Annotated in this window: 19 protein-coding genes; 12 read left to right on the top strand and 7 right to left on the bottom strand. The window is 64.5% G+C overall.

The window, feature by feature from the left end; translation table 11 throughout:
- Positions 1 to 13: 13 nt before the first annotated feature.
- From carB to AWR35_RS00590, 4 genes are all read left to right on the top strand, one after another.
- Positions 14 to 3,247: a carbamoyl-phosphate synthase large subunit gene (gene carB, locus AWR35_RS00605; RefSeq protein ID WP_058574023.1), complete on the top strand. Its 3,234-nt coding sequence runs from the start codon at positions 14 to 16 to the stop codon at positions 3,245 to 3,247.
- Positions 3,244 to 3,726 carry a transcription elongation factor GreA gene (gene greA, locus AWR35_RS00600; RefSeq protein WP_058574022.1) on the top strand — a complete coding sequence of 161 codons (483 nt, stop codon included), beginning with the start codon at positions 3,244 to 3,246 and terminating at the stop codon, positions 3,724 to 3,726. The genes carB and greA overlap by 4 nt, the downstream gene beginning before the upstream one ends.
- A 64-nt stretch (positions 3,727 to 3,790) precedes the next feature.
- Positions 3,791 to 5,071 carry a serine--tRNA ligase gene (gene serS, locus AWR35_RS00595; protein ID WP_058574021.1) on the top strand — a complete coding sequence of 427 codons (1,281 nt, stop codon included), beginning with the start codon at positions 3,791 to 3,793 and terminating at the stop codon, positions 5,069 to 5,071.
- Complete coding sequence (locus AWR35_RS00590) at positions 5,068 to 5,349, top strand: phosphopantetheine-binding protein (RefSeq protein ID WP_058574020.1); 282 nt, start codon at positions 5,068 to 5,070, stop codon at positions 5,347 to 5,349. Before serS ends, AWR35_RS00590 begins: the two co-directional genes overlap by 4 nt.
- Positions 5,350 to 5,444: 95 nt before the next feature.
- On the opposite strand, the gene AWR35_RS00585 is transcribed toward AWR35_RS00590, so the two are convergent.
- The 6 genes from AWR35_RS00585 to aceE form a co-directional block, all read right to left on the bottom strand.
- A complete protein-coding gene (locus AWR35_RS00585) occupies positions 5,445 to 5,693 on the bottom strand; it encodes a YfhL family 4Fe-4S dicluster ferredoxin (protein ID WP_058574019.1) in 249 nt (82 codons plus the stop codon).
- Positions 5,694 to 5,786: 93 nt separating this feature from the next.
- Positions 5,787 to 6,281, bottom strand: coding sequence for a pantetheine-phosphate adenylyltransferase (gene coaD, locus AWR35_RS00580; protein ID WP_058574018.1), 495 nt, complete (start codon positions 6,279 to 6,281; stop codon positions 5,787 to 5,789).
- Positions 6,282 to 6,298: 17 nt separating this feature from the next.
- Positions 6,299 to 7,084 carry a sulfite exporter TauE/SafE family protein gene (locus AWR35_RS00575; RefSeq protein WP_231723529.1) on the bottom strand — a complete coding sequence of 262 codons (786 nt, stop codon included), beginning with the start codon at positions 7,082 to 7,084 and terminating at the stop codon, positions 6,299 to 6,301.
- Between the two features lie 24 nt (positions 7,085 to 7,108).
- Positions 7,109 to 8,875: a dihydrolipoyl dehydrogenase gene (gene lpdA / locus AWR35_RS00570; RefSeq protein WP_058574017.1), complete on the bottom strand. Its 1,767-nt coding sequence runs from the start codon at positions 8,873 to 8,875 to the stop codon at positions 7,109 to 7,111.
- A 10-nt stretch (positions 8,876 to 8,885) separates the two neighbouring features.
- Positions 8,886 to 10,208, bottom strand: a complete 1,323-nt coding sequence (gene aceF / locus AWR35_RS00565; protein WP_156413885.1) for a dihydrolipoyllysine-residue acetyltransferase — start codon at positions 10,206 to 10,208, stop codon at positions 8,886 to 8,888.
- A 108-nt stretch (positions 10,209 to 10,316) separates the two neighbouring features.
- Complete coding sequence (aceE, locus tag AWR35_RS00560; RefSeq protein ID WP_058574015.1) at positions 10,317 to 12,977, bottom strand: pyruvate dehydrogenase (acetyl-transferring), homodimeric type; 2,661 nt, start codon at positions 12,975 to 12,977, stop codon at positions 10,317 to 10,319.
- Between the two features lie 329 nt (positions 12,978 to 13,306).
- On the opposite strand from aceE, the gene AWR35_RS00555 reads away from it, so the two are divergent.
- From AWR35_RS00555 to AWR35_RS00520, 8 genes are all read left to right on the top strand, one after another.
- Positions 13,307 to 14,542 (top strand): argininosuccinate synthase, encoded by a 1,236-nt coding sequence (locus AWR35_RS00555; protein WP_058574014.1) that lies wholly within the window; start codon positions 13,307 to 13,309, stop codon positions 14,540 to 14,542.
- A gap of 222 nt (positions 14,543 to 14,764) precedes the next feature.
- Positions 14,765 to 17,458, top strand: a complete 2,694-nt coding sequence (locus tag AWR35_RS00550) for an EAL domain-containing protein (RefSeq protein ID WP_231723532.1) — start codon at positions 14,765 to 14,767, stop codon at positions 17,456 to 17,458.
- Positions 17,459 to 17,630: 172 nt separating this feature from the next.
- Positions 17,631 to 20,231, top strand: coding sequence for an EAL domain-containing protein (locus tag AWR35_RS00545; protein ID WP_197408090.1), 2,601 nt, complete (start codon positions 17,631 to 17,633; stop codon positions 20,229 to 20,231).
- A gap of 90 nt (positions 20,232 to 20,321) precedes the next feature.
- Positions 20,322 to 20,711: a lactoylglutathione lyase gene (gene gloA, locus AWR35_RS00540; RefSeq protein WP_058574011.1), complete on the top strand. Its 390-nt coding sequence runs from the start codon at positions 20,322 to 20,324 to the stop codon at positions 20,709 to 20,711.
- A gap of 383 nt (positions 20,712 to 21,094) precedes the next feature.
- Positions 21,095 to 22,108, top strand: a complete 1,014-nt coding sequence (locus AWR35_RS00535; RefSeq protein ID WP_058574010.1) for an ArsJ-associated glyceraldehyde-3-phosphate dehydrogenase — start codon at positions 21,095 to 21,097, stop codon at positions 22,106 to 22,108.
- A 32-nt stretch (positions 22,109 to 22,140) separates the two neighbouring features.
- A complete protein-coding gene (gene arsJ, locus AWR35_RS00530; protein ID WP_058574009.1) occupies positions 22,141 to 23,358 on the top strand; it encodes an organoarsenical effux MFS transporter ArsJ in 1,218 nt (405 codons plus the stop codon).
- Positions 23,359 to 23,504: 146 nt separating this feature from the next.
- On the top strand, positions 23,505 to 24,755 hold the full coding sequence (locus tag AWR35_RS00525) for a glycoside hydrolase 100 family protein (RefSeq protein ID WP_058574008.1): 1,251 nt from the start codon (positions 23,505 to 23,507) through the stop codon (positions 24,753 to 24,755).
- Complete coding sequence (locus tag AWR35_RS00520) at positions 24,748 to 25,587, top strand: HAD-IIB family hydrolase (RefSeq protein WP_058574007.1); 840 nt, start codon at positions 24,748 to 24,750, stop codon at positions 25,585 to 25,587. Before AWR35_RS00525 ends, AWR35_RS00520 begins: the two co-directional genes overlap by 8 nt.
- Positions 25,588 to 25,589: 2 nt before the next feature.
- Here the strand turns inward: AWR35_RS00520 and AWR35_RS00515 are convergent, their stop codons facing one another.
- On the bottom strand, positions 25,590 to 26,525 hold the full coding sequence (locus AWR35_RS00515; protein WP_058574006.1) for a LysR family transcriptional regulator: 936 nt from the start codon (positions 26,523 to 26,525) through the stop codon (positions 25,590 to 25,592).
- Positions 26,526 to 26,549: the final 24 nt, after the last annotated feature.

The following is a 26,549-nucleotide window of genomic DNA, read 5'->3' as shown; positions in this document are numbered from 1 at the left end:
AGGTGAGTCGAGCATGCCAAAGAGAAACGATATCCAGAGTGTACTGATCATTGGCGCCGGCCCGATCGTCATCGGCCAGGCCTGCGAGTTCGACTATTCCGGGGCTCAGGCCTGCAAGGCCCTGCGCGAGGAAGGCCTGCGGGTCATCCTGATCAACTCGAACCCGGCGACCATCATGACCGACCCGGAGATGGCCGATGCGACCTACATCGAGCCGATCACCTGGGAGGCGGTCAGCGCCATCATCGAGAAGGAGCGCCCTGACGCCGTCCTGCCGACCATGGGCGGTCAGACCGCGCTCAACTGCGCGCTGGATCTCTATCGCCACGGCGTGCTCGACAAGTTCGGCTGCGAACTGATCGGCGCGAGCCAGGACGCCATCGACATGGCCGAGGACCGCGACCGCTTCAAGGAAGCGATGACCGAGATCGGTCTGTCGACCCCGGCCTCGACGGTGGTACACACCTTCGATGCGGCGCTCGCCGCGCAGGCCGACATCGGTTTTCCGGCGATCATCCGACCCTCGTTCACCATGGGTGGCACGGGCGGCGGCATCGCCTACAACCGCGAGGAATACGAGGAACTGGTCCGCCGCGGTCTCGACCTGTCGCCGACCAACGAGCTGCTGATCGAGCAGTCGGTGATGGGCTGGAAGGAATACGAGATGGAAGTCGTGCGCGACAAGGCCGACAACTCCATCATCATCTGCTCGATCGAGAACCTCGACCCGATGGGCGTGCATACCGGTGATTCGATCACCGTCGCGCCGGCGCAGACCCTGACCGACAAGGAATACCAGGTGATGCGCAACGCCTCGCTCGCGGTGCTGCGCAAGATTGGGGTCGAAACGGGCGGGTCGAACGTCCAGTTCGCGGTCAACCCGGCCAACGGCGACATGATCGTGATCGAGATGAACCCGCGCGTGTCGCGCTCCTCGGCGCTGGCCTCGAAGGCGACCGGCTTCCCGATCGCCAAGATCGCCGCCAAGCTCGCCATCGGCTACACCCTCGACGAGCTCAAGAACGACATCACGGCCGGGGCCACGCCGGCGTCGTTCGAGCCGACCATCGACTACGTGGTCACCAAGATTCCGCGCTTCACCTTCGAGAAGTTCCCGGTCGCCAACGACCGCCTCACCACCCAGATGAAGTCGGTGGGCGAGGTGATGTCGATCGGCCGCACCTTCCCGGAATCCCTGCAGAAGGGCCTGCGCGGGCTGGAAATCGGCCGTGACGGCCTCGACGAGGTGCTGGACATCAACCTCTCGGACGACGATGTCGAGGACAGGCTGGTGCGCGAACTGCACTCGCCGGGCGCGGAGCGGCTCTGGTACGTCGCCGATGCCTTCCGTCAGGGTTTCGACCTCGAGCGCGTTCATCGCCACTCGTCCATCGACCCGTGGTTCCTGCGCCAGATCGAGCATCTGGTACGCACCGAGGAGGCGCTGCGCGGCGGTCGTTTGAAGGAAATGGGCACGGCGCAGATGTACCAGCTCAAGCGCCTGGGCTTCTCGGATGCGCGTCTGGCCAAGCTGCTGGACGAGACCGAGAGCACCGTGCGCAAGCATCGTCACGCCCTAGGCGTGCGGCCGGTCTACAAGCGAGTCGATACCTGCGCGGCCGAGTTCCCGACCTCGACGGCCTACATGTACTCGACCTACGAGCCGTTCTGCGAGGCCGAGCCGACGAGTCGCGACAAGATCATGATCCTCGGCGGCGGCCCCAACCGGATCGGGCAGGGGATCGAGTTCGACTACTGCTGCGTCCACGCCGCGCTCGCGCTGCGCGAGGATGGCTACGAGACCATCATGGTCAACTGCAATCCGGAGACGGTGTCGACCGATTACGACATCTCCGACCGGCTGTACTTCGAGTCGCTGACGCTCGAGGACGTGCTCGAGATCATCGAGGTCGAACAGCCGCGCGGCGTGGTGGTGCAGTTCGGCGGCCAGACGCCGCTCAAGCTCGCCCGTGACCTGGAGAAGGCCGGCGCGCCGATCATCGGCACCACGCCCGATGCGATCGACCGGGCCGAGGATCGCGAGCGCTTCCAGGACATGATCAACAAGCTTGATCTCATGCAGCCGCCGAACCGGACCGCGAAGTCCGCCGACCAGGCCATTCACCTGGCCGCGGAGATCGGTTACCCGCTGGTGGTGCGCCCGTCCTACGTGCTGGGTGGCCGCGCGATGGAGATCGTCCACGACGAGGAAGGCCTCAAGCGCTACATCCGCGACGCGGTCAAGGTATCCAACGACTCGCCGGTGCTGCTCGACCGCTTCCTCGACGATGCCACCGAGATGGATATCGACGCGGTCTGCGACGGCGAGAACGTGGTGATCGGCGGGCTGATGGAGCACATCGAGATGGCGGGCGTCCATTCGGGCGACTCGGCCTGCTCGCTGCCGCCGTACACCGTGCCGCGTGCCGTACAGGATCGCGTCCGTGAGCAGATCAAGGCGATGGCCCGCGAGCTCAACGTGGTCGGCCTGATGAACACCCAGGTCGCGATCCAGGGCGACGACATCTACATCATCGAGGTCAACCCGCGTGCCTCGCGGACCGTGCCGTTCGTCTCCAAGGCGGTGGGCGTGCCGCTAGCGAAGGTCGCCGCACGCACCATGGCCGGCATCAGCCTTGAGCGGCAGAACATCCTTGACGAGCGCGTTCCGCCGTTCTACTCGGTGAAGGAAGCGGTGTTCCCGTTCATCAAGTTCGCCGGCGTCGACCCGCTGCTCGGTCCGGAGATGAAGTCCACCGGCGAGGTGATGGGCGTGGGCCGCGAATTCGGCGAGGCGTTCGCCAAGGCGCAGGCCGGGGCGAGCAACTCGCTGCCGCTGTCGGGTACGGCGTTCATCTCCGTGCGCAAACAGGACTATCAGGGCGTGCTCACCGTCGCGCGCGCACTGGAGGAGTGGGGCTTCTCGCTGGTGGCCACGCGTGGCACGGCCCGTTTCCTCGACGAGAACGGCCTCACGGTCACCACGGTCAACAAGGTCACCGAGGGACGCCCGAACGTGGTGGACATGATCAAGAACAAGGACATCGCCATGATCGTGAACACCACCTCGAACAGTCAGCAGTCGCGCAGCGACAGCTACGAGATCCGTCGCGAGGCGCTGCACTATCGCATCCCGTACTTCACCACGCTTGCCGGTGCCGAAGCCATGGCCCTGGCACTGAAAACACTGCACCAGCCGGTGACCGTCAACCGGCTCCAGGACCTGCATCAGGAGTGCGCTTCATGAACCAGACCCCGATGACGGCTGCCGGTGCAGCCCAGCTGGAGGAAGAGCTCAAGCGTCTGCGTAGCGTCGAGCGGCCTCGCATCATCGAGGCGATCGCCGAGGCTCGCGAACTGGGCGACCTGAAGGAGAATGCCGAGTACCACGCCGCCCGTGAGGAACAGGGCTTCGTGGAAGGGCGCATCAAGGAAATCGAGGCCAAGCTCTCGCATGCGCAGATCATCGACGTGACGCGCATGCCACCGGGCGACAAGGTGATCTTCGGCGCCACGGTCGAGCTGCTCGATCTGGATACCGACGCCGAGACGCGTTACAAGATCGTCGGTGACGACGAGGCCGACATCAAGCAGAACCTGATCTCGATCCATTCGCCCATCGCACGGGCACTGATCGGCAAGTCGGTCGGAGACGAGGTCACCTTCAATGCGCCGGGCGGCAGCACCCGGACATTCGAGATCGTCGAGGTCGAGTACCTCGCCTGACTGATCCGCCGCCGGGCCGTGTCGCCCGGCACTCGTTTTCCCCACCCGATACGCTGGACACCCCATGCTTGACGCCCGAGTTCTTCGCCAGGAAACCGACCAGGTCGCCGAACGTTTGGCCAAACGCGGCTTCGCGTTTGATCGCGAGCGTTTCGACTCGCTGGAATCCGAGCGAAAGTCGTTGCAGGTCGAGACCGAAACGCTGCAGGCCGAGCGCAATGCCGAATCGAAGAAGATCGGCAAGGCCAAGGCGGCCGGCGAGGACATCCAGCCGCTGATTGCGGCGGTCGGTGAACTGGGCGAACGGCTGGACGCGGCCAAGTCGCGCCTGGGCGAGATCGCCGAGGAGCTCGACACGTTCCTCGCGGGGATTCCCAACCTGCCGGACGCCGACGTGCCGGTTGGCGAGAACGAGGACGACAATGTCGAGGTACACGCCGTCGGCGACATCCCGACATTCGACTTCGCCGTACGGGATCACGTCGATCTGGGTGCCGGACTGGCCGGCATGGACTTCGAGGCGGCCGCCAAGCTGACCGGCGCGCGGTTCGTCACCATGGCCGGTGGCGTGGCGCGCTTGCACCGCGCGCTTGCCCAGTTCATGCTCGATCTGCAGAGCGAAAAGCACGGCTACACGGAAGTGCAGGTGCCTTTCATCGTGCATGCCGACTCGCTGTTCGGCACCGGCCAGCTGCCCAAGTTCGCCGAGGATCTGTTCCGGCTCGAGGGTGAGGCGCCGTGGTACCTCATCCCGACCGCGGAGGTGCCGGTCACCAATCTGGTACGCGATCGCATCCTCGAGCGTGATGAACTGCCGGTGAAGATGGTCGCGCACACGCCATGCTTCCGCTCCGAGGCCGGCTCGGCCGGCCGCGACACGCGCGGGCTGATCCGGCAGCACCAGTTCGAGAAGGTCGAGCTGGTGCAGATCGTCCCGGCGGGCGAGTCCGAGCGCGCGCTCGAGGAACTGACGGGCCACGCCGAAGCGGTGCTGGACGCACTCAAGCTGCCGTATCGCCGCCTGATCCTCTGCACCGGAGACATGGGTTTCTCGGCGGCGAAGACCTATGACCTGGAAGTTTGGCTTCCGGCACAGGAGCGTTATCGGGAAATCTCCTCCTGTTCGAATACCCGTGACTTCCAGGCACGCCGCATGCAGGCGCGCGTCCGGGGTGCCGATGGCAAACCGGAGCCCGTGCACACCCTGAACGGGTCCGGCCTGGCCGTGGGACGGACGCTGGTCGCCGTGCTGGAAAACTACCAGTGCGAAAACGGGGACGTGATCGTTCCCGATGTGCTGCGGCCTTACATGGGTGGGATCGAGCGACTCGAGGCCGGGGCATGACCGCAGCCGCCGAAGGTCGCGATCCGGTTTTCGAGCTGGTGCGGGACGTAATCGTCCAGACGCTCGACCTGCCCGGGCCGAAACAGCGCTTTACGCCGGCGAGCGGTCTGTTCGGCGAGATTCCCGAGCTCGATTCCATGGGCGTGGTGCTGTTGCTCACGGCCCTGGAGGATCGCTTCGACATTCAGTTGTCCGACGACGAGATCGACGCCGAGTGGTTCGAGACGTTCGGTTCGGTGACCGAATTCATCCGGCCTCGTATCGAGGAGGGCGGCTGAGCGCGATTCACCCATTGATCGCCTGAAGGACAAAAAGAAAAGGCCCGCCGGATTGGCGGGCCTTTCTCGTATCCGTTTCCGAAACGGCGCCGGAATCAGTTGCCGGTCAGCTTGTGGTACTTCTCCATCAGCTGATCTTCGGTTTCCTCGTTCTCCGGGTCGGTGATGATGCAGTCGACCGGGCAGACCTCCACGCACTGGGGCTCGTCGTAATGCCCCACACATTCGGTACAGGAATCCGGAGTGATCTCGTAGATCTCGTCACCCTGGGAAATGGCGCCGTTCGGGCATTCCGGTTCGCAGACGTCGCAGTTGATGCATTCGTCGGTAATCAGCAGGGACATGCGGAATCCTCCCCAAATATCTCGTCAGTCACTGGCGCACAGGATAACAGGTAAACGCGTTTTTGGCGCGGTTCGGAAGAAAATAACCCAGTATTACGCTCGGTCAATTTCCGCGAGCGCCTGGACCACAGCCGGCGGGACAAAGTCGGCGACGTTGCCGCCGAGGCGGGCCAGCTCGCGCACAATGCTCGAGGAAACGAACCCCAGATCCTCGGCCGGCGACAGGAACACCGTCTCCAGCTCGTTGTTCAGACGACGGTTGATCGCGGCCAGCTGAATCTCGTACTCGAAGTCACTTACCGCGCGCAGGCCGCGCACCAGGGCGGTCGCCCCGCATTCCTCGGCAAAGTTGACCAGCAAGCCGTCGAAGGAGGCAACCCGGATCTTGCCGGGACAGTCGGCGATAGCCGACTCGGCCAGTTCCGTGCGCTTTTCAAGCGGGAAGAGGGTGTTCTTGCCCGAATCCCCGGCCACCGCCACGATCACCTCGTCGAACAGGCGTGCGGCGCGCTGGGCCAGATCGACATGACCGTAGGTAATCGGATCGAACGTGCCGGGGTAGATGGCGATGCGGCGCTCGTTGGACATGAGAGATCTCCGCGAAGTCAGGCCAGGATCATGTGCAGCCCCAGCCCCATCAGCACGAACGCGAAGATGCGCTTGAGCGTGCGGGCCGGAAGCACCTGGGCGAGTTTGGCACCGATGGGCGCGAAGAGCACCGAAAACACCACGATACCGGCCAGTGCCGGCAGATAGACATAACCGGCACTGAGTTCGGGCAACCCTTCGGTCGTCCAGCCGCTGACCACGTAGCCGATGGCACCGAACAGGGCCGTGGGCAGGCCGAGCGAGGCGCTGGTCGCAATCGCATTGCGGGCCGTGATGTTGCAGTAGAGGAAGAATGGCGTGGTCATGGCGCCACCGCCCATGCCCATGATCGAGGCGATCGCGCCGAACGTGGTGGACACCCCGGTCAGCGGCACGATTCTCGGGAGCTGACGGCTTGCCGGCGGCTGCCGCCCGAAGGCCATCTGCAGGGCGACCACGATCTCGAGCACGCCGAAGACCGCCTTGAGAACGTCACCGGGAAGGTAGTGAGCCACCGTCGAGCCGAGCATGGCGCCGATCACCATCCCGGGCGCAAAGCGGGCGAACACTCCCCAGAGTACCCCCCCGTGTCGGTGATGGCTGTAGACGGAGGTAATCGAGGCGAACACGATCGCCGCGAGCGACGTCCCGATGGCGATGTGGACGAGATGAGCGCCACTGATGCCGATGGTGGGGAAGATCATCAGCAGCACCGGCACCATGATCAACCCGCCACCAATCCCGAGCAGACCGGCGGCAAGCCCGCCGACCATGCCGAGAATGGCGAACAGCAGGTATTCCACTCGAGTCCTCCCTGAACGCTCTTATCAGCGCTTCTTCGGCGGCAGCAGGTCCGTGATGGTGCCCTCGGCCATCTCGGCGGCAAAGCCGAGCGTCTCCGACAGGGTGGGGTGCGGGTGGATGGTCAGGCCGATGTCCGCCATGTCGGCACCCATCTCGATCGCCAGCATGGCCTCGGCGACCAGTTCGCCGGCATTCGGGCCGACGATGCCCGCGCCGAGCAGGCGGTGCGTTTCCTTGCAGAACAGCGCCTTGGTGAGACCCTCGTCGCGACCCAGGCTGAGCGAGCGGCCCGAGGCGGCCCAGGGGAAGGCGCCTTTCTCGTAGTCGACGCCCTCGGCCTTGAGCTCGTCCTCGGTCTTGCCGGCCCAGGCGACCTCGGGATCGGTGTAGGCCACGCTCGGGATGCCCATCGGCGTGAAGGCCGACGGCAGGCCGCAGATTACCTCGGCGGCCACCTTGCCTTCGTGGACCGCCTTGTGGGCGAGCATCGGCTGGCCGACCACGTCGCCGATGGCGTGGATGTGTTCGACGTTGGTGCGTTGGCGCTCGTCGACGGCAATGAAGCCGCGATCGTCGACCGAGACGCCGGCATTCTCGGCGTCGATCTTCTTGCCGTTCGGCGAGCGACCGACGGCGACCAGAATGCGATCGAAAACAGCGGTTTCCGGTGTCTTCTTGCCCTCGAACGTGACGTGCAGCCCGTCCTTCTTGGCCTCGACGTTGGTCACCTTGGCGCCCAGGAAGATGTCCTCGTAGCGCTTCTTCAGGATCTTGAGCAGCGGACGGGTCAGGTCCTTGTCGGCACCCGGAATGATGGTGTCGGCCAGCTCGACGATCGAGATCTCCGCGCCGAGCGAGTGATAGACCTGCGCCATCTCCAGGCCGATGATGCCGCCGCCGATGACCAGCATCTTGCCCGGCACTTCCTCGAGCTCGAGCGCGTCGGTGGAGTCCATCACGCGCGGGTCGTCGTGCGGGATGAACGGCAGCTTCACCGGCTGAGAGCCGGCGGCGACGATGGCATTGTCGAAGCGCACCAGCGTCTCGTTGCCTTCGTCATCGACCACCTTGACGTGGTGCGGGTCGACGAAGCGACCGTAGCCGCGCACGATCTGCACCTTGCGCTGCTTGGCCAGGGCCTCGAGACCGCCGGTCAGCTTCTTGATGGTGCTGTCCTTGAAACCGCGCAGCTTGTCGAGATCGATTTCCGGCTCGGCGAAGGTCACGCCGTGGTCGCTCATCGAACGGGTCTCGTTGAGGACCTCGGAGACGTGCAGCAGGGCCTTTGACGGGATGCAGCCGACATTGAGGCAAACGCCACCAATGACCGGGTAGCGTTCGATCAGGACGACCTTCTTGCCCAGATCCGCGGCACGGAAGGCGGCCGTGTAGCCGCCCGGGCCGGAGCCCAGCACGCAGACATCGCACTCGACGTCGGCCTTCTCGTCGGTGGCGGCCGCAGCCGCCGGGGCGGGGGATGAGGACTCGCTGGTCGCCCCGCTGGCTTCCTCGGTCGGAGTGTCGGCCTCATCGTCACCGCCATCGCCTGCGGCTGCGGGCTCGTATTTCGCAATCGGCTTGCCGGTACTGACCTTGTCGCCCACGCCGACCAGCATCTCGGTGATGGTGCCGGAGGCCGGAGCGGGGATCTCCATGGTGGCCTTGTCGGTTTCCAGGGTGAGCATCGAGTCCTCGGCCTCGACGGTGTCACCGGCCTGGACCAGCACCTCGATGATTTCGACTTCGTCAGCGTTGCCGATGTCCGGCAGATTGATGGTTTCGATGGTCATCCGGCGCTCCTTACAGCATCAGTTCGCGAAGATCGGTGAGCGTACGCGAGAGCGTGGTCATGAACCGCGCGCCCTCGGCGCCATCGATGACGCGGTGATCGTAGGACAGCGCCAGCGGCAGCATCAGGCGCGGCTCGAACTCCGAGCCGTTCCAGACCGGCTGCATGCTGGCCTTGGAGACGCCCAGGATGCCGACTTCCGGTCCGTTGACGATCGGGGTGAACTGGGTCCCGCCGATGCCACCGAGACTGGAGACGGAGAAGGTGCCGCCGGAGAGGTCCGCGCCGGTGAGCTTGCCGTCACGGGCGCGGGCGGAGATGTCCATCAGCTCCTCGGACAGCTCGAATACGCCTTTCTGGTCGACATCGCGCACCACTGGCACCACGAGACCGTTCGGCGTATCCACGGCCACGCCGAGGTTGATGTACTTCTTGACGATCAGGTTTTCACCGTCCGGGGCGAGCGAGGCGTTCATGTTCGGGAACTCGCGCAGGACGTGCGCCAGCGCCTTGAGGATGAACACCAGCGGGGTCATCTTGATGCCGGCCTTCTCGGCACGCGGCTTGAGCGACTTGCGGAAGGCTTCGAGCTCGGTGATGTCGGTCTCGTCGAACTGCGTGACGTGCGGGATGTTCAACCACGCGGTCGACAGGTGCTTGCCGGAGAGCTTCTTGATGCGCGAGAGAGGCTTTTCCTCGATCTCGCCGAACTGGGAGAAGTCGATCTCCGGCAGCGGCGGGATGCCCGCGCCGCCGACAGCGCCTTGAGCGGCGCCTTCCATGACCTTCTTGATCGCGCCCTCGACGTCTTCCTGCAGGATGCGGCCCTTCGGGCCCGTACCGGTCACGTTGGCCAGATCCACGCCAAGCTTGCGGGCGAACAGGCGTACCGATGGGCTGGCGTGGGATTTCGCACCGGCACTCTGGCGGTTGACCGGCGTCGGAGTATCGGCCGCCGGAGCCGCGGGTTCGGGGGCCTTTTCGGCGGCCGGGGCCGGTGCCGGCTCTTCCGCTTTTGCAGCCGGCTGTTCCTCGGCCGGCTTCTCGGCGGCCTCTTGCGGCTTTTCCTCCGCTGCCGGCTCTTCGGCCTCTTCCTCGGCCTCGATCTCGGCGATCAGATCACCCTGGTTGAGCGTGTCGTCGACCTTGACCAGCACCTTCTTGATCTCGCCCGTGTAGGGGGACGGGATCTCCATCGTGGCCTTGTCGGATTCCAGCGTGATCAGCGAGTCTTCCTTTTCGACCCGATCACCGGGCGAAACCAGCACCTCGATGACCGGGGTGTTGTCGTAGTTGCCGATGTCGGGGAGGGTGATCGACTTGGTGGCCATCAGCCTGTCTCCATGAAAGGTTGCATGCGCGTCCGCCAGAGGGCGGACGTCGGATCGAATTGGGCCGTCGCCCCGACCATGTCGGGATGAGCCGGGGCAGGGCGGCGGGTCTTAGCGCTCGATCGGCGGGGCGCAGTCCGGATCGATGCCGTACTTCTTGATCGCTTCGGTGACCTTGGAGGCAGGGATCGCCTCCTCGTCGGCCAGCGACTTGAGGGCGGCGACCACGATGTGGGCCGCGTCGACCTCGAAGAAGCGGCGCAGGGCGGCGCGGGTGTCGGACCGGCCGTAGCCGTCGGTGCCCAGCGTGGTGTACGAGCCGGGCACGAAGCGACGGATCTGGTCCGGATAGGCCTGGATGTAGTCGGTCGCGGCGATCACCGGGCCGCTGCGCTTTTCCAGCGCGGCGGTGATATACGGCTTCTGCGGCTTGGCATCCGGGTGCAGGCGGTTGTGGCGCTCGCAGGCCTGGCCTTCGCGGGTCAGCTCGGTAAAGCTGGTCGCGGACCAGACGTCGGCGGCGATCTTCCACTCGTCCTCGAGCATCTTCGCGGCCGCTTCGGCCTCGCGCAGGATAGTGCCGGAACCCATCAGCTGGACACGGTTCTTGAGCTTCTTCTTGCTCTCGCGCAGCAGGTAGGCACCCTTGAGAACCCCTTCCTCGACGTCCTCCGGCATGGCCGGGTGCGAGTAGTTCTCGTTCATCGCGGTGATGTAGTAGTAGCAGTCCTGCTTTTCCTCGACCATGGCCTTAAGGCCGTCACGGATGATGATCGCCATCTCGTAGCCGTAGGTCGGATCAAAGACGCGGCAGCTCGGCACGGCCGAGAACATCATGATGTTGTGGCCGTCGTTGTGCTGCAGGCCTTCGCCCTCGAGCGTGGTCCGACCGGCGGTCGCGCCGATCAAAAAGCCGCGGGCGCGCATGTCGCCAGCCAGCCAGGCGAGATCGCCGATGCGCTGGTAGCCGAACATCGAGTAGTAGATGTAGAAGGGCACCATCGCCTCGCCGTAGTTGGCGTAGGCGGTCGCGGCGGCCAGCCACGAGGACATCGAGCCGGCCTCGTTGATGCCTTCCTGCAGCACCTGGCCGTTGGCCGCCTGCTTGTACCAGGCGACCTGGTCGGCATCGACCGGCTCGTAGAGCTGGCCGGCCGGGTCGTAGATGCCGACCTGGCGGAACAGCCCCTCGAGACCGAAGGTGCGTGCCTCGTCCGGGATGATCGGCACGACGCGCTTGCCGAGCTTCTTGTCGCGCAGGATCATCGCCAGGATGCGGCCGAACAGCATGGTCGAGGACATCTCGCGCTCGCCGGTGCCCTTGAGGATCATGTCGAACGCGGACAGATCCGGCGCCGGCAGCGACTCGGCGCGGTCGACGCGTGCGGGCAGGTAGCCGCCGAGCTCCGCGCGGCGCTCGTTCATGTACTTGATCAGCTCGTGGCTGTCGTCCGGCTTGTAGAACGGGACGTTCTTCTCCAGCTGTTCGTCGGAGATCGGCAGGCCGAAGCGGTCGCGGAAGTACTTGAGGCCCTCGGTGTCGAGCTTCTTCTGCTGGTGCGCGGACATCGCGCCCTCGCCGAACGGGCCCATGCCGTAACCCTTGACCGTCTTCGCGATGATGACGCTCGGCTTGCCCTGGCACTCGTTGGCCGCCTTGTAGGCCGCGTACATCTTGCGCGGGCTGTGGCCGCCACGGGTAAGCGAGAAGATCTCGTCGTCGGTCATGTTCTTGACCAGTTCGGCGGTCTCCGGGTACTTGCCGAAGAAGTGCTTGCGTACGTACGCACCGTCCTTCGCCTTGTAGGCCTGGTACTCGCCGTCGACGGTCTCCATCATCAGCTGCTTCAAGCGGCCGGACTTGTCGCGGGCGAGGAGCTCGTCCCAGCCCGGTCCCCACAGCACCTTGATCACGTTCCAGCCCGCACCGCGGAAACTGCCCTCGAGCTCCTGGACGATCTTGCCGTTGCCGCGTACCGGGCCGTCGAGGCGCTGCAGGTTGGCGTTGACGACGAACACCAGGTTGTCGAGCTTCTCGCGGACGGCCAGGCCGATCGCGCCGAGGGATTCCGGCTCGTCCATCTCGCCGTCACCGAGGAAGGCGTAGATCTTGCGGTTGCCCGCCTTGGCGAAGCCGCGCGCTTCCATGTACTTCATGAAGCGCGCCTGATAGATCGCCATCAGCGGGCCGAGGCCCATGGAGACGGTCGGGAACTGCCAGAAGTCCGGCATCAGCCAGGGGTGCGGGTAGGAGCTCAGCGCCTTCTCGTTGGCCGCTTCCTGTCGGAAGTTGAGCAGGTGCTCCTCGGAGATGCGGCCCTCGAGGTAGGCGCGGGCGTACATGCCCGGGGCAACGTGACCCTGGAAGAACACCATGTCGGCGCCGTCCTCGTGGTCGTGGCCCTTGAAGAAATGGTTCAGCCCGACCTCGTACATGGTGGCACTGGACTGATAGGAGGCGATGTGACCCCCGACCGCGTTTTCCTTGTTGGCCCGCACGACGATCGCCATGGCGTTCCAGCGGATCAGGGCGCGCAGGCGCTGCTCCATCTGGCGATCGCCCGGGTATTGCGCCTCGTCTTCCGGCGGGATCGTGTTGATGTAGGGGGTGGTAGCGGCGTACGGGGTGTCGATGCCGTGCTGGCGAGCCAGCTCGATCATGTGGCCGATCAAGTGTCGGGCCTTTTCCGTGCCTTCAAAGCTGACCACCGCCTCGAGGGCGTCGAGCCATTCGCGGGTTTCCTGCGGATCCTGATCGATGTAATCGGTCACAAGCACTCCTCAAAGCTGTCGTTGGATGCGTTCGCTACACCCCGGTAATCGCGTCGGCATGGGGTTGCGACAGTCGCACCGGACCAAAATTTGTGGCTCATTATGCGTGATTCCGCCGATATTTCCTATGCACAAGCGCGCAACGAAGCGGTCTCGTGGGCTCCATGACGCGCCTCGTGCCGATGTTAAGTGCCGCGATGACGCGGCCCTCGGCGGCGTAATCGGGGGATCGAAAAACGCTATGCCCTGTGAACGCGCGGTGGTGTCTATATAATGGCGCGATCTCGTACGCATTACATCGAAAACACAAATCGAATTCAGGAGTTCTGATGAGCAATCCCTCGGCCCCCAAGAAGCTCGGCAAGGTGGTTCTGGCCTATTCCGGCGGCCTGGACACCTCGGTGATCCTCAAGTGGCTGGAAGAGACCTACGACTGCGAAGTGGTCACCTTCACCGCGGATCTGGGGCAGGGCGAGGAGCTCGAGCCCGCCCGTCAGAAGGCCGAGCAGATGGGCGTCAAGGAAATCTACATCGACGACGTGCGCGAGACCTTCGTCCGCGATTACGTCTTCCCGATGTTCCGCGCCAACGCCATCTACGAGGGTGAATACCTGCTCGGCACCTCGATCGCCCGCCCGCTGATCGCCAAGCGACTGGTGGACATCGCTCGTGAAACCGGCGCCGATGCGGTCGCCCACGGCGCCACCGGCAAGGGTAACGACCAGGTACGCTTCGAGCTCAACGCCTACGCGCTCAACCCCGAGATCGAGGTGATCGCCCCGTGGCGCGAGTGGGATCTCAACTCGCGCGAGAAGCTGATGAACTACGCCAAGACGCGCGAGATCCCGGTCGATTTTGCCGCGGCGGGCAAGAAATCGCCGTATTCCATGGATGCCAACCTGCTGCACATCTCCTACGAGGGCGGCAACCTCGAGGATCCGTGGTGGGAGCCGGAAGAGGAGATGTGGCGCTGGTCGGTCAGCCCGGAGCGTGCCCCGGACGAGGCCACCGAGATCACCATCGGCTTCGAGCAGGGCGACCCGGTCTCCATCAATGGCGAAAAGCTGTCGCCGGCCGAACTGCTGCTCAAGCTCAACCAGCTGGGTGGCGCCAACGGCATCGGCCGCCTCGACATGGTGGAGAACCGCTACGTCGGCATGAAGTCGCGCGGCTGCTACGAGACGCCGGGCGGCACCATCCTCCTCAAGGCGCGCCGCGCGCTGGAATCGCTGACCCTCGACCGGGGCGAGGCGCACATGAAGGACGAGCTGATGCCCAAATACGCCGAACTGGTGTACAACGGCTACTGGTTCGCCCCGGAGCGTGAGATGCTGCAGGAGGCGATCGACGCCACCCAGAAGAACGTCAACGGCGACGTCCGCCTGCGCCTGTACAAGGGCAACGTGATCGTCGCCGGCCGTCAGTCGGACAACAGCCTGTTCGACCCGGCCATCGCGACCTTCGAGGACGATGCCGGCGCCTACGACCAGCGTGATGCGGAGGGCTTCATCAAGCTCAACGCGCTGCGTCTTCGCATCGGCGCGAAAGCGGGCCGACGCGGCTGATCGCTCGCCGGACGACGGGGCGCCGACGAGAGCCTGAGTCTCCGCGCCGGCCTCCGTCGGACCGACAACAACCGGCAGGGAAGGTTTGGAATGCACAACCGGGATGACAGGACAGTCATTCAAGTCGAAAAGCCGCCCGTATCGGTACGGCGGGGTGGGGCGTTTGCCCTTCCCCGCCTTTTTTGTCTCCAGCGCAGCAGGGTGCGCCCGCTGTTGCTCGCCATGCTCGCCTTCGCCGGCCTGGTCGGCCAGACAGCCGTGCACGCGGCCGCGTGGGCAAGCGAAGACCAGCTGGTGACGGTGGGCGTCTTGACGATCACCAGCAAGGAGGAGGCCAGGGCGCGTTGGAGCCCGACTGCCGACTACCTGAGCCGGCAGGTCGAGGGTGCCCGGTTCGAGATCCAGCCGCTGTTCCTGCAGGAAATCGCCCGCGCCGTGCGGCAGAACGAACTGGACTTCGTTCATCTCCAGCCGTTGCAGTTCGTTCAACTGCGTCGCAAACATGACGTCACCGCCCTGGCTACGCGGGTGGTGGATGACGCCGGTGATGGCGTGACCCGCTTCGGTTCGGTCATCGTTCGTCACCGCGATCACACCGACATCGACGATGTCCGCGATCTGCGTGGCGCTATCGTGGCGGGTGTCGCCCCCAACGCGCTGGGGGCGTGGATCCTGGGCGTGGAGGAAATCGAGCGGGCCGGACTGTCTCCCCGGGATGACATCCTGCCGCTGTTCGTCGGCTTGCCCATGACGAACGTGCTTGGTGCCGTGGCGGCCGGTCGGGCCGATGCCGGCATCGTCCGGGCCGACGTCCTGCAACAGGCACTGTCAGCCGGGCGGTTCGAGAGCGACGCCTTCGTGGTGCTCAACCCGTCACGTCAACCGGGCTATCCGCACCGTGTCTCGACCCGGCTGGTGCCGGAGTGGCCGTTTGCCGCCACCTCCCGGGCAGACGCCCGCCTCAGTGAGCAGGTGAAGTCGGCCTTGCTCAACCTGCCAGGCGACGCGAAGGCAATGCGGGATGCGGGGCTGGTGAGCTGGTCCGAACCCACCAGCTACGACGGACTGGAGGCACTGGCGGACAAGTGGCTCACTCCACCGCAGACGATCGGAGACTGGTTGCGCGCCAACTGGTGGACGGTCCCGGTCATTCTGAGCGTGCTTTTCGCGGTGCTTTTCGGGCAGCAATGGCGCGCGCGGCGCCAACTGGCCGAGCGTGAACGCGAGCGTCGAGCGGCACTCAATGCCATGCGCGAGGCGGTGGTGACCCTCGACGCCGAAGGGCGGATCCAATTCATGAACCCGGCCGCCCAACAGTTGCTGACCCCGGATATGCCGCCGGAACGCGCCATGGGACGGCAGCTACTGGATGCATTTGCCCTGTTGCTGCGTCACGATCAGCACGATTTCTCCATTGGCGGGCTTTACGAACATCTCAGCCGTGAGGGCTGGGTGCAGTACTCCGTGGTGCTCGCTCACGGTCATCCCCGGCGCATCCTCGACCTCAACGCCGTGCGCATGGATCGCGGCAACGGCGAGGCAATTCGGGATGTCCTCGTGTCGATGACCGACGTCACCGAGCTCGACCAAGCCAGCCGGCAACTGGCGTTCCGTGCGACTCACGACGATCTGACCGGGGTCTTCAATCGGCGCAGCTTTATCGATCTGGTCGACCGCCGCCTCGCACCGGGCGGCCGAACACCCGGCGGCATTCTGCTCTGGGTCGACCTCGACCATTTCCATCTGGTCAACGAAGGCAGCTCGCACCGGATGGGCGATGAAATCCTTCGGCGGATGGCCAGCTACCTGAGTGTGGTACTGCCGGCCAACACCCCCCTCGGGCGATTGGGCGACGACGAATTCGGCATTTTTCTCAGTGACGCGATGGCCCCGCCGCAGGAAGACTGGCCCAGCCACGTCCTCACGGCGATCCGCGAATTCCGCATGGATGACGACGGCTCGGCCTTGCGGATCACGGCAAGCATCGGTGCCCGCAATCTGCCGGATGACGGCAGCCTCGATGCCGCGACCGCTCTGCAGGAGGCCGAATCGGCCTGTGCCATGGCCAAGCACCTGGGTGGCAACCGGCTGGTGACCTATCGCGAAAGCGAAAGCGAGCGGAGGCTGCGGCAAGCGGACTATGCCGAGCTCAACCGACTGAAGGAAGCGCTCGAAGACGATCACTTCGTCCTGCATGGCCAGGAGATCCGCCCGCTCGCCAGCAACTGCGACGGACCGTGGCTGGAGATCCTTCTGCGCCTCAAGGGGCGTGACGGTCGCTACGAGTCTCCGGGAACGATGATCGAACTGGCGGAGCGTTTCAATCACATGCCGCGGGTCGATCGCTGGGTGATACGCAACGCGTTCCGGACCCTCAAGGGGCAGCTGGAAGAGGCGACGACTCCGCCGGCACGCCTGACCATCAACCTTTCCGGCCAGTCACTCAAGGACGACGAACTCGCCAGTTACGTGCGCGAAGAGCTCAACCGCAATCGAGTCGAGCCGCACTGGATCTGCTTCGAGATCACCGAGACGGCGGCGATCGCGAATTTCGATCAGGCACTCGAGTTGATCGCCCGGTTGCGCGAGCTTGGCTGTCAGGTGGCGCTGGACGACTTCGGTAGCGGCCTGCTCTCGTTCGATTTCCTGCGGCGCCTGCAGCCGGACATCGTCAAGATCGACGGGCGGCTGGTATGCGACCTGGGCAGCGATCCGGTCGCGGCCGTCATCGTCGAGTCGATCCATTCGGTTGCCCGCGTGATGGGGGCGAAGACGGTAGGTGAATGGGTGGAGAACGAGGAAACGAGGGCGCGCCTGCACCACCTGGGGGTGGACTTTGCCCAGGGATACCTGTTCCATCATCCCGTGCCGCTCGAAGAATACTTGGTCGACGTCCGCGCCGGGTGCGACGGCTAACCGGCACAGCCGTGCGGCCGGTATCGCCATCCAGTTACGCGAACGCAGGGATCGACATGTCCGATACACACCGGTGCCGCCGATGACGATTGCCGACTGGGCAGGGCCCGCACATTGGGCACGCCAGCTACTGTGGACAGCCCTGATGCTGTCGTGCCTGAGCGGGCCTGCGATGGCCGCCGCCGACCGTGATGCCGAGACCCTCACGATCGGTGTCCTCGCTTATGCCGGCAAGGCGGCGGCGATCGATCGCTGGCAGGCCACGGCGGACTATCTGAGCGAGCGCAATCCCGGGTACCGTTTCGCCATCGAGCCGCTTTTCCTGTCCGAGCTGCGCAATGCCTTCGTCGAACAGCGGCTGGACTTCGTGCTGACCCAGTCGTTGCAGTATTCCGAATTGTCCAGGCTCGGTGATATACGACCGCTGGCGACGCTGATCGTGCACGGTGACGACGGCAGCTCGCTGGAACGGTTCGGCGCGGTGATCTTCAGCCGACAGGGCACCGGATTCGAGACAATCTCGGACCTGGTCGGGACCCGTGTGGCCGGGACCAGTCCGAATGCGCTCGGCGGGTGGCTGCTCGGCATGGAGGCCCTCGACCATGCCGGCATCGACGTCGAACACGAGATCACGCCGATATTCACGGGATTGCCGCTCGAGGCGGTCATCGAAGCGGTGCGGGAGGGGCGCGCGCATGCCGGCGTGGTCCGTTCCAGCTTCTTCCAGCACTACCTCGACCAGTTCCCGGACGCGCGGCTCGAACCGGTCGGCCCGGCCCGGCAGGACGACTTTCCCTACCCGACCAACACCCCGCTGGTACCCGAGTGGCCGTTTGCGGCGACCGCCACCGCGCCCGATGCGATCGCCAGCCGCGTCGGCGCGCAGCTCATCGCCATGCCGTCCAGCGTTCAGGCCGCCCGGGATGCTCGGGTGGCGGGCTGGCGCACCCCGCTCGATTACTCGGTTGTCGATCACCTGCGTGACAAGTGGCTGCCGACACCGCTGACACCGAGCACCCTGGCCGCACACTACGGTCAGTATGTCATCGCGTTCATCGCCCTGGTCCTGGGGCTCTTTGCCTGGCAGGCCCGACGAGGTACCCGGCGGATCCGGGCCGAGAAGCAACGACTGCGCCGCGCCTTTTCCGGTCTGCATACCGGAGCCGTACTCACCGATGAACAGGGACGAATACTGCTGGCGAATCGCGCCGTCGTTCCGTTTGCGAACGTCGAAACCGAGCAGGAACTGATCGGTCGCCCCGTGTGCGAGATGTTTCACCTGCATATCGAGGGCGTGTCGGCTCAATGCGCGTTCGAAGACCTGGTCAGCCAGATCGAGGCGCGCGAGACCCGCTCTGTCGATGGGATCCTCGAGCGGGGACAGCAACGCTTCGACGTCAACCTCAAGTTGAGCCGCCTGCAGGCGGACGGCGAGACGCAGATGCTGGTCTCGATGCTGGATGTGACCGAACTGCGTTCCGCCCACGCGCTGCTGACCTACCGGGCGACGCATGACCGCCTCACCGGCGTGCTCAACCGCGAAGCCATGGAGGAATTCCTGGCCCAGGCCATGCCCGGTCGGTCGGGCTCGAGTGAACCCCTCGATACCGGCTGCCTGGTCTGGGTCGATCTGGACGACTTTCGCCTGCTCAACGAGATCGGCACCCGGGAACTGGGCGATCGCATACTGGCGTCGCTGGCGAGCCATTTCTCGCTCGAGCTGCCGTCCGACGCCGTGCTGGCGCGGATGGGTGTCGACGAATTCGCCATCTGGATGCCGTTGACCAACCGTGACACCTGCATGCCTATCGCACGCGACGTGCTGGAAACGATCCATGCATTCCGTCTACCGGACAGTCACGGTCACTTGCGATTGAAGGCCAGCGTCGGGGTCACCCGGATCGATAGCGACGACTTGATTGCCACGCGCCGTCTGGAGGATGCCGAGCGGGCCAGCCAGAGCGCCCACCGGTTGGGTGGGGACCGGGTCGTACAGTTTTCCGGCGATGACACGGAGCTGATGGAACGTGAACAGCAAATCGAGCGCTACAGCGCCCTTCAATCGGCCATCGCCGAGGATCGTCTGTCATTGGTAAGCCAGCGCATCGTGCCGGCAAGATCGGGCGAGCCGTTCATTCACGAAGTGCTCCTGCGGGTCGAGGACGGGGCAGGGCAGCTGCGTTTTCCCAAGGAATTCATCGAGATCGCCGAAAAACATCAGGCAATGCAGGATATCGACCGCTGGGTGATCCGACATGCCTGCCAGTGGGTCGAGAACGCGCCGGACGGTGACTGGGCGGTCAGCATCAATCTCTCCGCGCATTCGGTCCAGGATCCGGAAATGCTGGACTACATTCGCCAGCAGTTGCACGAGACCCGCGTGGCACCGGACCGGATCATCTTCGAGATCACCGAGACCGCGGCCATCATCAACCTCGATCAGGCCGAACGACTGATACACGCCATGCGTGAGATGGGATGCCGGTTCGCCCTGGACGATTTCGGCGCGGGCTTCCTGTCGTTCGAATTCCTGCGTCGACTGCATCCGGACATCGTCAAGATCGATGGCCAGCTCATCGCCGATCTCCCTGCCGACCCGGTTGCCGGCGTCATCGTCGCCGCGATCGTGCAGGTGTGCCGGGTGATGGAAGCCTCGACGGTCGTCGAATGGGTGGAAAACGAGGCCCAGTACCGTCAGGTACTCGACATGAACGTCGACTACATGCAGGGCTTCCTGCTGCACCGACCGGAACCCATTGACCGCAGCGTTTAGCGGACCAGCAGCCGTGCCGGGTCGCGGCGCTGGCGCGAATCGGCTACAGTCGCGCGCCTCACGACCCGCAAACCAGACCGGAGGCGAAGTATGCGCATTCTTCACACCATGATCCGCGTCAGCGACCTGGAGAAATCGCTCGATTTCTACACCGACGTGCTGGGCATGAAGCTCCTGCGTCAGCAGGACTATCCTGCCGGCGAGTTCACCCTGGCGTTCGTCGGTTACGGCGACGAGAGCGAAACCGCCGTGCTCGAGCTCACCTACAACTGGGGTGATCATCAATACGACCTGGGTGACGGCTACGGTCACATCGCAATCGAGGTGGACGACGTCTATCAGGCCGCCGAGAAGATCCGTGAAAAAGGCGGCAAAATCCTGCGCGAACCGGGCCCGATGAATGCCGGTACGACGATCATCGCGTTCGTTGCCGATCCGGACGGTTACGCGATCGAACTGATCGGGGCGAAAGGGGCGTAAATTTGCCAACTGTCAAGGGTTGACAGCACCCATTTTCCACATCAACAAAGGCGCAGCCACGGTTGCGCTTTTTTGGTGCACGAAGAATCAGTCGCTTAGACGCATATACACGGTAACCTGTTGTTTTAAAATACAAATAGTTCAAAGAAACGGATCTGGTTAAAAATTAACCAACAGTGTCCCCCGCCTTGTGGGACCGGTGGTTACCGGGTTCATCCACACAGTTATCCACAGTTTCTGTGAAAAACTTTCCGGCCCGTGAATCCGCGGCCGGAACGCGCCGAAAGCTGTTAGAAAACCGTCATACGGGGCCGTTATTCTGACGCCGGATCGGTCCTTTCATCGACGCCGCTCGGGCGGGTCGCAACTCGGGAAGACAAGTCATGACGATTCGTGTCGGCATCAACGGTTTCGGTCGTATCGGTCGACTGGCATTACGTGCACTCGTGGATCGACCGGAACTCGATCTCGACGTGGTGCACATCAACGAGATTGCCGGCGACGCCGCCTGCATGGCGCACCTGACCGAATTCGACTCCGTGCACGGCCGCTGGTCCCACACGGTGACCGGGGAGGGCGACACGCTGGCGGTTGACGGAAGCTCGATCCGTTTCACCTCCAGCGACTCGGTCGAGGGGATCGATTGGCACGCAAGCGGGGTGGATGTCGTGATCGAATCCACCGGTCGCTGGCGGTCGATCGACCAGATCGAGCCACACCTGACACAGGGCGCGCGACGCGTCGCCGTGGCCGCTCCGGTCAAGCACGAGTCGGTGCTCAACATCGTGATGGGCGTCAATGACGACCGATTCGATCCCTTGCAGCACCACATCGTCACGGCCGCCTCTTGCACCACCAATTGCCTGGCACCGGTAGTCAAGGCACTGCACGAGGGCCTGGGCATCCGGCGGGGCACGATGACGACCATGCACGACCTGACCAACACCCAGTCGGTGGTCGACCGCGGCGACCGCGACTGGCGCCGAGCCCGCGCCGCCTCCAAGTCGCTCGCGCCGACGACCACCGGCTCGGCGAAGGCCATTGGATCGATCTTTCCCGAACTTGACGGGCGGTTGAACGGCCTGGCAGTGCGGGTGCCACTGCTCAATGCCTCGCTGACCGACTTCGTCTTCACGCCGGAACGCCCCACGACCACCAGCGAGGTCAACGAAATTCTCGAAAATGCGGCAAACGGCGCGCTAAGCGGCATCCTCGGCTACGAAACCCGGCCTCTGGTCTCGGTTGATTACGCCAACGACCCGCGCTCGTCGATTATCGACGCCCCGTCGACCATGGTGATCGATGACGAGCTGGTGAAGGTGATGGCCTGGTATGACAATGAGTGGGGCTATGCCAACCGCCTGGTCGAACTGGTCGCCAAGATCGGCCGGGCGTGATCCCTGACCGCCTACAGAACACGGAGTCGCGCGTGCCAGCTGCCCTGCGTCATTACCTCACCATCACCGGAAACTACTGGCTGTTCACCCTGACCGACGGCGCGATCCGGATGCTGGTGGTGCTCCATTTCTACCAGCTGGGGTACTCGCCGTTCGCCATCGCGATGCTGTTCCTCTTCTACGAGTTCTTCGGCATCGTCACCAACCTGGTCGGCGGCTGGCTTGGCGCGCGAATCGGGCTGAACCGGACGATGCAGATCGGCACCGGACTGCAGATCCTGGCCCTGCTGATGCTGACCGTCCCCGATGCCTGGCTGAGCGTGGCCTATGTCATGGTTGCCCAGGCCCTTTCCGGTGTCGCGAAGGATCTCAACAAGATGTCGGCCAAGGCCGGAGTGAAGCTGGTCGCGACCGAGGGCAACGCCCAGCTGTTCCGCTGGGTGGCCTGGATCACCGGATCGAAGAATGCGCTGAAGGGCGCCGGCTTCTTTCTGGGGGCGGTGTTGCTCTCCTCGGTCGGCTTTCAGGGCGCGATGGGCTGGTTGGCGGCCATGCTGTTCATCGGCCTGGCAATGACGCTGACGTTGCCGGGCGGATTCGGCGCCATTCGGGCGAAGAAGGGCTTCGCCGGCATGTTCTCCCGTGAGCCGCTGATCAACTGGCTTGCCGCTGCGCGTATCTTCCTGTTTGCCGCCCGCGACGTCTGGTTCGTGGTGGCCCTGCCGGTGTTCCTGGTCTCCATCGGCTGGGATTTCCACTGGGTCGGCGCCTACCTTGCTCTGTGGGTGATCGGCTACGGCATCGTTCAGGCACTTGCCCCGCGGCTGCTGGGCGGTCGCCGATCCTCGCCCTTGGAGGACGGGCCCACGGGTAGAACGGCCAGCATCTGGACCTTCTCCCTTGCCTTGCCGTTGGTCGCCATTCTGGCGGCCCTGATGCTCGACCTCACCGACGGCTGGGTGATCAGTCTCGGACTGGCATTCTTCGGCATCGTGTTCGCGATCAATTCGGCGACGCATTCCTATCTGATCCTGCGCTACTCGGCGCTGGAAAAGGCCTCGATGAACGTCGGCTTCTACTACGCGGCCAACGCCTCGGGGCGGCTGCTGGGAACGGTGCTCTCCGGGCTGAGTTACCAGTGGATCGGTATCATGGGCAGCATCGGGTTCGCGCTGGGATTCGTCATCCTGGCCGGCGCACTGAGCCTGCAACTCGCAAGACTCGAGCCGAGCGCCGACAACGAGTCATGACGATCACGACAGCTAGCAGCAAGCCGGAAATGTCGGTGTCACGGTGAATCCGGGCGACATGGTGAGCTAAAGTCCCGGTGGGGCGGCACGACCGTTAATCGCCCAGACGATCACTTTCCGGATCCTCACCAGGAGAGGAGGGGACGATGTCCGAAGCGTCCGACCTGCGCAGGGAAGGTTACGAGCAGGCCCGCGAGTTGTTGCGCCAGTGCGTGACCGATGACGGATTTCTCGCCTCGACCGTCGAACGGGACAACTACCGACGCATCTGGTCACGCGATGGCGTGATCATCGGCCTGGCGGCCCTGATGACCGGCGCCGACTCCCTGATCGAGACCATGCGGCGAACCCTGAAGACCCTGGGTGAACATCAGGGCGAGCACGGCGAGATTCCCAGCAACGTCGATACGGTTGCTCACCGCATCAGTTACGGCGGCACGACCGGCCGGGTGGATGCCGACCTCTGGTTCGTCATCGGTTGCGGGGAGTACTGGAAGGCCACGGGTGACGATGCCTTCCTCGACGAGATGCTTCCCGTACTCGAACGGGTACGGTTTCTTCTTGGTGCCTGGGAGTTCAACGACCGGGGGCTGATCTATGTCCCTCAGACCGGGGATTGGGCCGACGAATACGTCCAGTCGGGCTACATCCTTTACGACCAGCTGCTGTATCTGCAGGCGCTGCGCACCTTCTGCCGCATCCACCATCACATGCACGGTTCGGCCGACCACCAGCTAGAAGACCGCACCATGCGGATGGCCCACCTGATTCGCAGCAACTACTGGTTCAACGGCAAGGACCCCGAGGACGTCTACCACGAGGTGCTGTACCGAAAGGGCCGCAAGGCTGCGCCACACCGCGCCTCACGCTACTGGATGCCTTTCTTTTCCCCGACCGGCTACGGCTATCGCTTCGATGCCTTCGCCAACGTGCTCGCCGGGCTTTTCGGCGTCGCGGACAACGATCAAGCCGAGCATGTCGACCACTACATCCGCGACATCACACCCGAAAAGCTCTCGCTGCTGCCGGCATTCCACCCGGTGATCGAGCCGGTCGACCGTGACTGGGAGAGCCTGCAGATGATGTTCTCCTACAGCTTCAAGAACAATCCCTACGAATTTCACAACGGCGGCCTGTGGCCGATGATCACCGGCTTCTACGTGGCCGACCTGGTCAAGCGCGGCCATACCGTGACGGCACGCCGCTACCTCGACGGTATCCATCAGGCCAACGCCCTGCCGCTGGACGACCAGCCATGGGGGTTTCCCGAATACGTGCACGGCAAGAAACTCACCGCCGGCGGCAATCGCTGCCAGGGCTGGAGCGCCGCGGCCGCGGTGATGGCCCATCATGCCCTCGACGGCCAACCGCTGATACGCCTGGATAGCAATGACTGACCCGTTGCTGATCTGTACCGATCTCGACCGAACCCTGATCCCCAACGGGCATCAGCCCGAGTCTCCCGGCGCGCGCGACCGCCTCGCGCGGCTGGTCGAGGACCCCGGCGTGGTGCTGGCCTATGTCAGCGGCAGAGACGAACGCCTGCTGCATGAGGCGATCGCGCGCTATGACCTGCCTCGCCCCGATTTCGCCATCGGCGACGTCGGTACCACCATCTATCGCATCGAGGGGGCGGACTGGCAGCCGTGGGCAGACTGGTATCGTGAAATCGCGCCGGATTGGTCGGGACACGACCATGCCGATCTGGCCAGGCGACTCGAAGGCATCGACGGGCTCGAACGGCAGGAGCCAGCCAAGCAGAACACCTACAAGCTCAGTTACTACAGCCCGGCAGACATCGACGCCGAGGCGGTAATCACGGCGATACAAGGTCGGCTCGAACCGGCGGGGATCCGGGCGAGCGTGATCTGGAGCGTCGACGAGATGAACGATGTGGGACTGATCGACGTGTTGCCGCTTGGGGCCACCAAGCTCCACGCCATCCGCTTTATCCAGTCACACCTGGGCATCCCGGCGGAACGCACGGTCTTCGCGGGCGATAGCGGCAACGACCTTCCGGCCCTGACCAGTGAGCTGCCTGCGGTGCTGGTCGCCAATGCGCGCCCGGAGGTCAGGGAGACCGCGCGTCGTCTGGCGCACGAGAACGGTACGGAAACGCACCTGTATCTCGCTCGCGGGGGCTTTCTCGGCATGAACGGCAATTACGCGGCGGGCATCCTCGAAGGGATTGCCCATTACCATCCCGCTACAGTTGCATTGATGACCTGAGATCAGGGACGGCTCGTCTCATCGGACAGGTCGGGCACCGCCGATTCGGTCGTCACGATCCGATTCACGAGGGTGACGAACGCCTCGGCCAGTGGATTCACCGCACGCCCCACCGGCTCGATCAGCCCCAGCTCGCGGGTGGGCAACGGGCAGACCTCGCCGGGCAGCCCGATCAGCCCGGGGCGTTGCAGGGTCGCGGGGATCACCGCCCAGCCCACGCCGGTCGCGGCCAGCACGGCGATGGATTCGAGCTGGTTGATCTCGATCACCGCCGGTGGCGTCAGATCGCAATCGTCCATCCATCGGTCGATAGCCGTGCGCGTGCTGGTCGCCTCGGCGGGCAGGATCAGGGGCAGACGTTCACCGATGCCGCGCAGATCGGCCGGCCGGTCGGCAGGACAGTGCCGCTCGGCAACCACCGGCTGCAGCGTCTCCTGCCACAGCACCTGCGCGTGGACGCGCGGATCCAGTCGGGGCGGCAGGGTCGCATAGGCGAGGGCGACGTCCCCGACGGCCACCTGCTCGATGGCCCGCTCCGAGTCATGGAAACTCAGATCAAGCAGCACGTCGGGGTAACGGGTGGAGAACTCCTCCAGCACGCCCGGCAACAGCTGCAGCCCGCAGTAATGACTCAGCGACAGCGCGAGACGGCCACTGAGTCGCTCATCGCTCAGTTGCGCCGCGACGACGATGTCCTCGAGGCACGTCTGTATTTCGCGAACGGCCGGCAACAGGCGCTCGCCACGATAGGTGAGAACCACACGCTGGCCGAGCCGGTCGAACAAGGCAAACCCCAACCGCTGCTCGAGTTGCGAGAGGCGCTTGGATATCGCCGGCTGGCTGACATGCAGACGCGCCGCCGCCGCGGAGAACGACCCGGTCTCGGCGATGGCGAGAAAGGTCAGCAGTTGCTGGGTATCGAGCTGGTTCGGATTCATGTCGGCTCTCGTCCTTTCCTTTCC

The sequence above is a fragment of the Guyparkeria sp. WRN-7 genome (assembly GCF_001641825.1).
Taxonomy (GTDB): Bacteria; Pseudomonadota; Gammaproteobacteria; order Halothiobacillales; family Halothiobacillaceae; genus Guyparkeria.
The sequence above is the reverse complement of the archived record's forward strand: the minus strand, read 5'-3'. Positions and strand labels throughout refer to the sequence as shown.

Coding starts and splice junctions, on each gene's coding strand:
- carB (WP_058574023.1), top strand. CDS start 14: ATGCCAAAGAGAAACGATATCCAGAGTGTACTGATCATTGGCGCCGGC.
- greA (WP_058574022.1), top strand. CDS start 3,244: ATGAACCAGACCCCGATGACGGCTGCCGGTGCAGCCCAGCTGGAGGAA.
- serS (WP_058574021.1), top strand. CDS start 3,791: ATGCTTGACGCCCGAGTTCTTCGCCAGGAAACCGACCAGGTCGCCGAA.
- AWR35_RS00590 (WP_058574020.1), top strand. CDS start 5,068: ATGACCGCAGCCGCCGAAGGTCGCGATCCGGTTTTCGAGCTGGTGCGG.
- AWR35_RS00585 (WP_058574019.1), bottom strand. CDS start 5,693: ATGTCCCTGCTGATTACCGACGAATGCATCAACTGCGACGTCTGCGAA.
- coaD (WP_058574018.1), bottom strand. CDS start 6,281: ATGTCCAACGAGCGCCGCATCGCCATCTACCCCGGCACGTTCGATCCG.
- lpdA (WP_058574017.1), bottom strand. CDS start 8,875: ATGACCATCGAAACCATCAATCTGCCGGACATCGGCAACGCTGACGAA.
- AWR35_RS00555 (WP_058574014.1), top strand. CDS start 13,307: ATGAGCAATCCCTCGGCCCCCAAGAAGCTCGGCAAGGTGGTTCTGGCC.
- AWR35_RS00550 (WP_231723532.1), top strand. CDS start 14,765: ATGCTCGCCTTCGCCGGCCTGGTCGGCCAGACAGCCGTGCACGCGGCC.
- AWR35_RS00545 (WP_197408090.1), top strand. CDS start 17,631: ATGGCCGCCGCCGACCGTGATGCCGAGACCCTCACGATCGGTGTCCTC.
- gloA (WP_058574011.1), top strand. CDS start 20,322: ATGCGCATTCTTCACACCATGATCCGCGTCAGCGACCTGGAGAAATCG.
- AWR35_RS00535 (WP_058574010.1), top strand. CDS start 21,095: ATGACGATTCGTGTCGGCATCAACGGTTTCGGTCGTATCGGTCGACTG.
- AWR35_RS00525 (WP_058574008.1), top strand. CDS start 23,505: ATGTCCGAAGCGTCCGACCTGCGCAGGGAAGGTTACGAGCAGGCCCGC.
- AWR35_RS00520 (WP_058574007.1), top strand. CDS start 24,748: ATGACTGACCCGTTGCTGATCTGTACCGATCTCGACCGAACCCTGATC.
- AWR35_RS00515 (WP_058574006.1), bottom strand. CDS start 26,525: ATGAATCCGAACCAGCTCGATACCCAGCAACTGCTGACCTTTCTCGCC.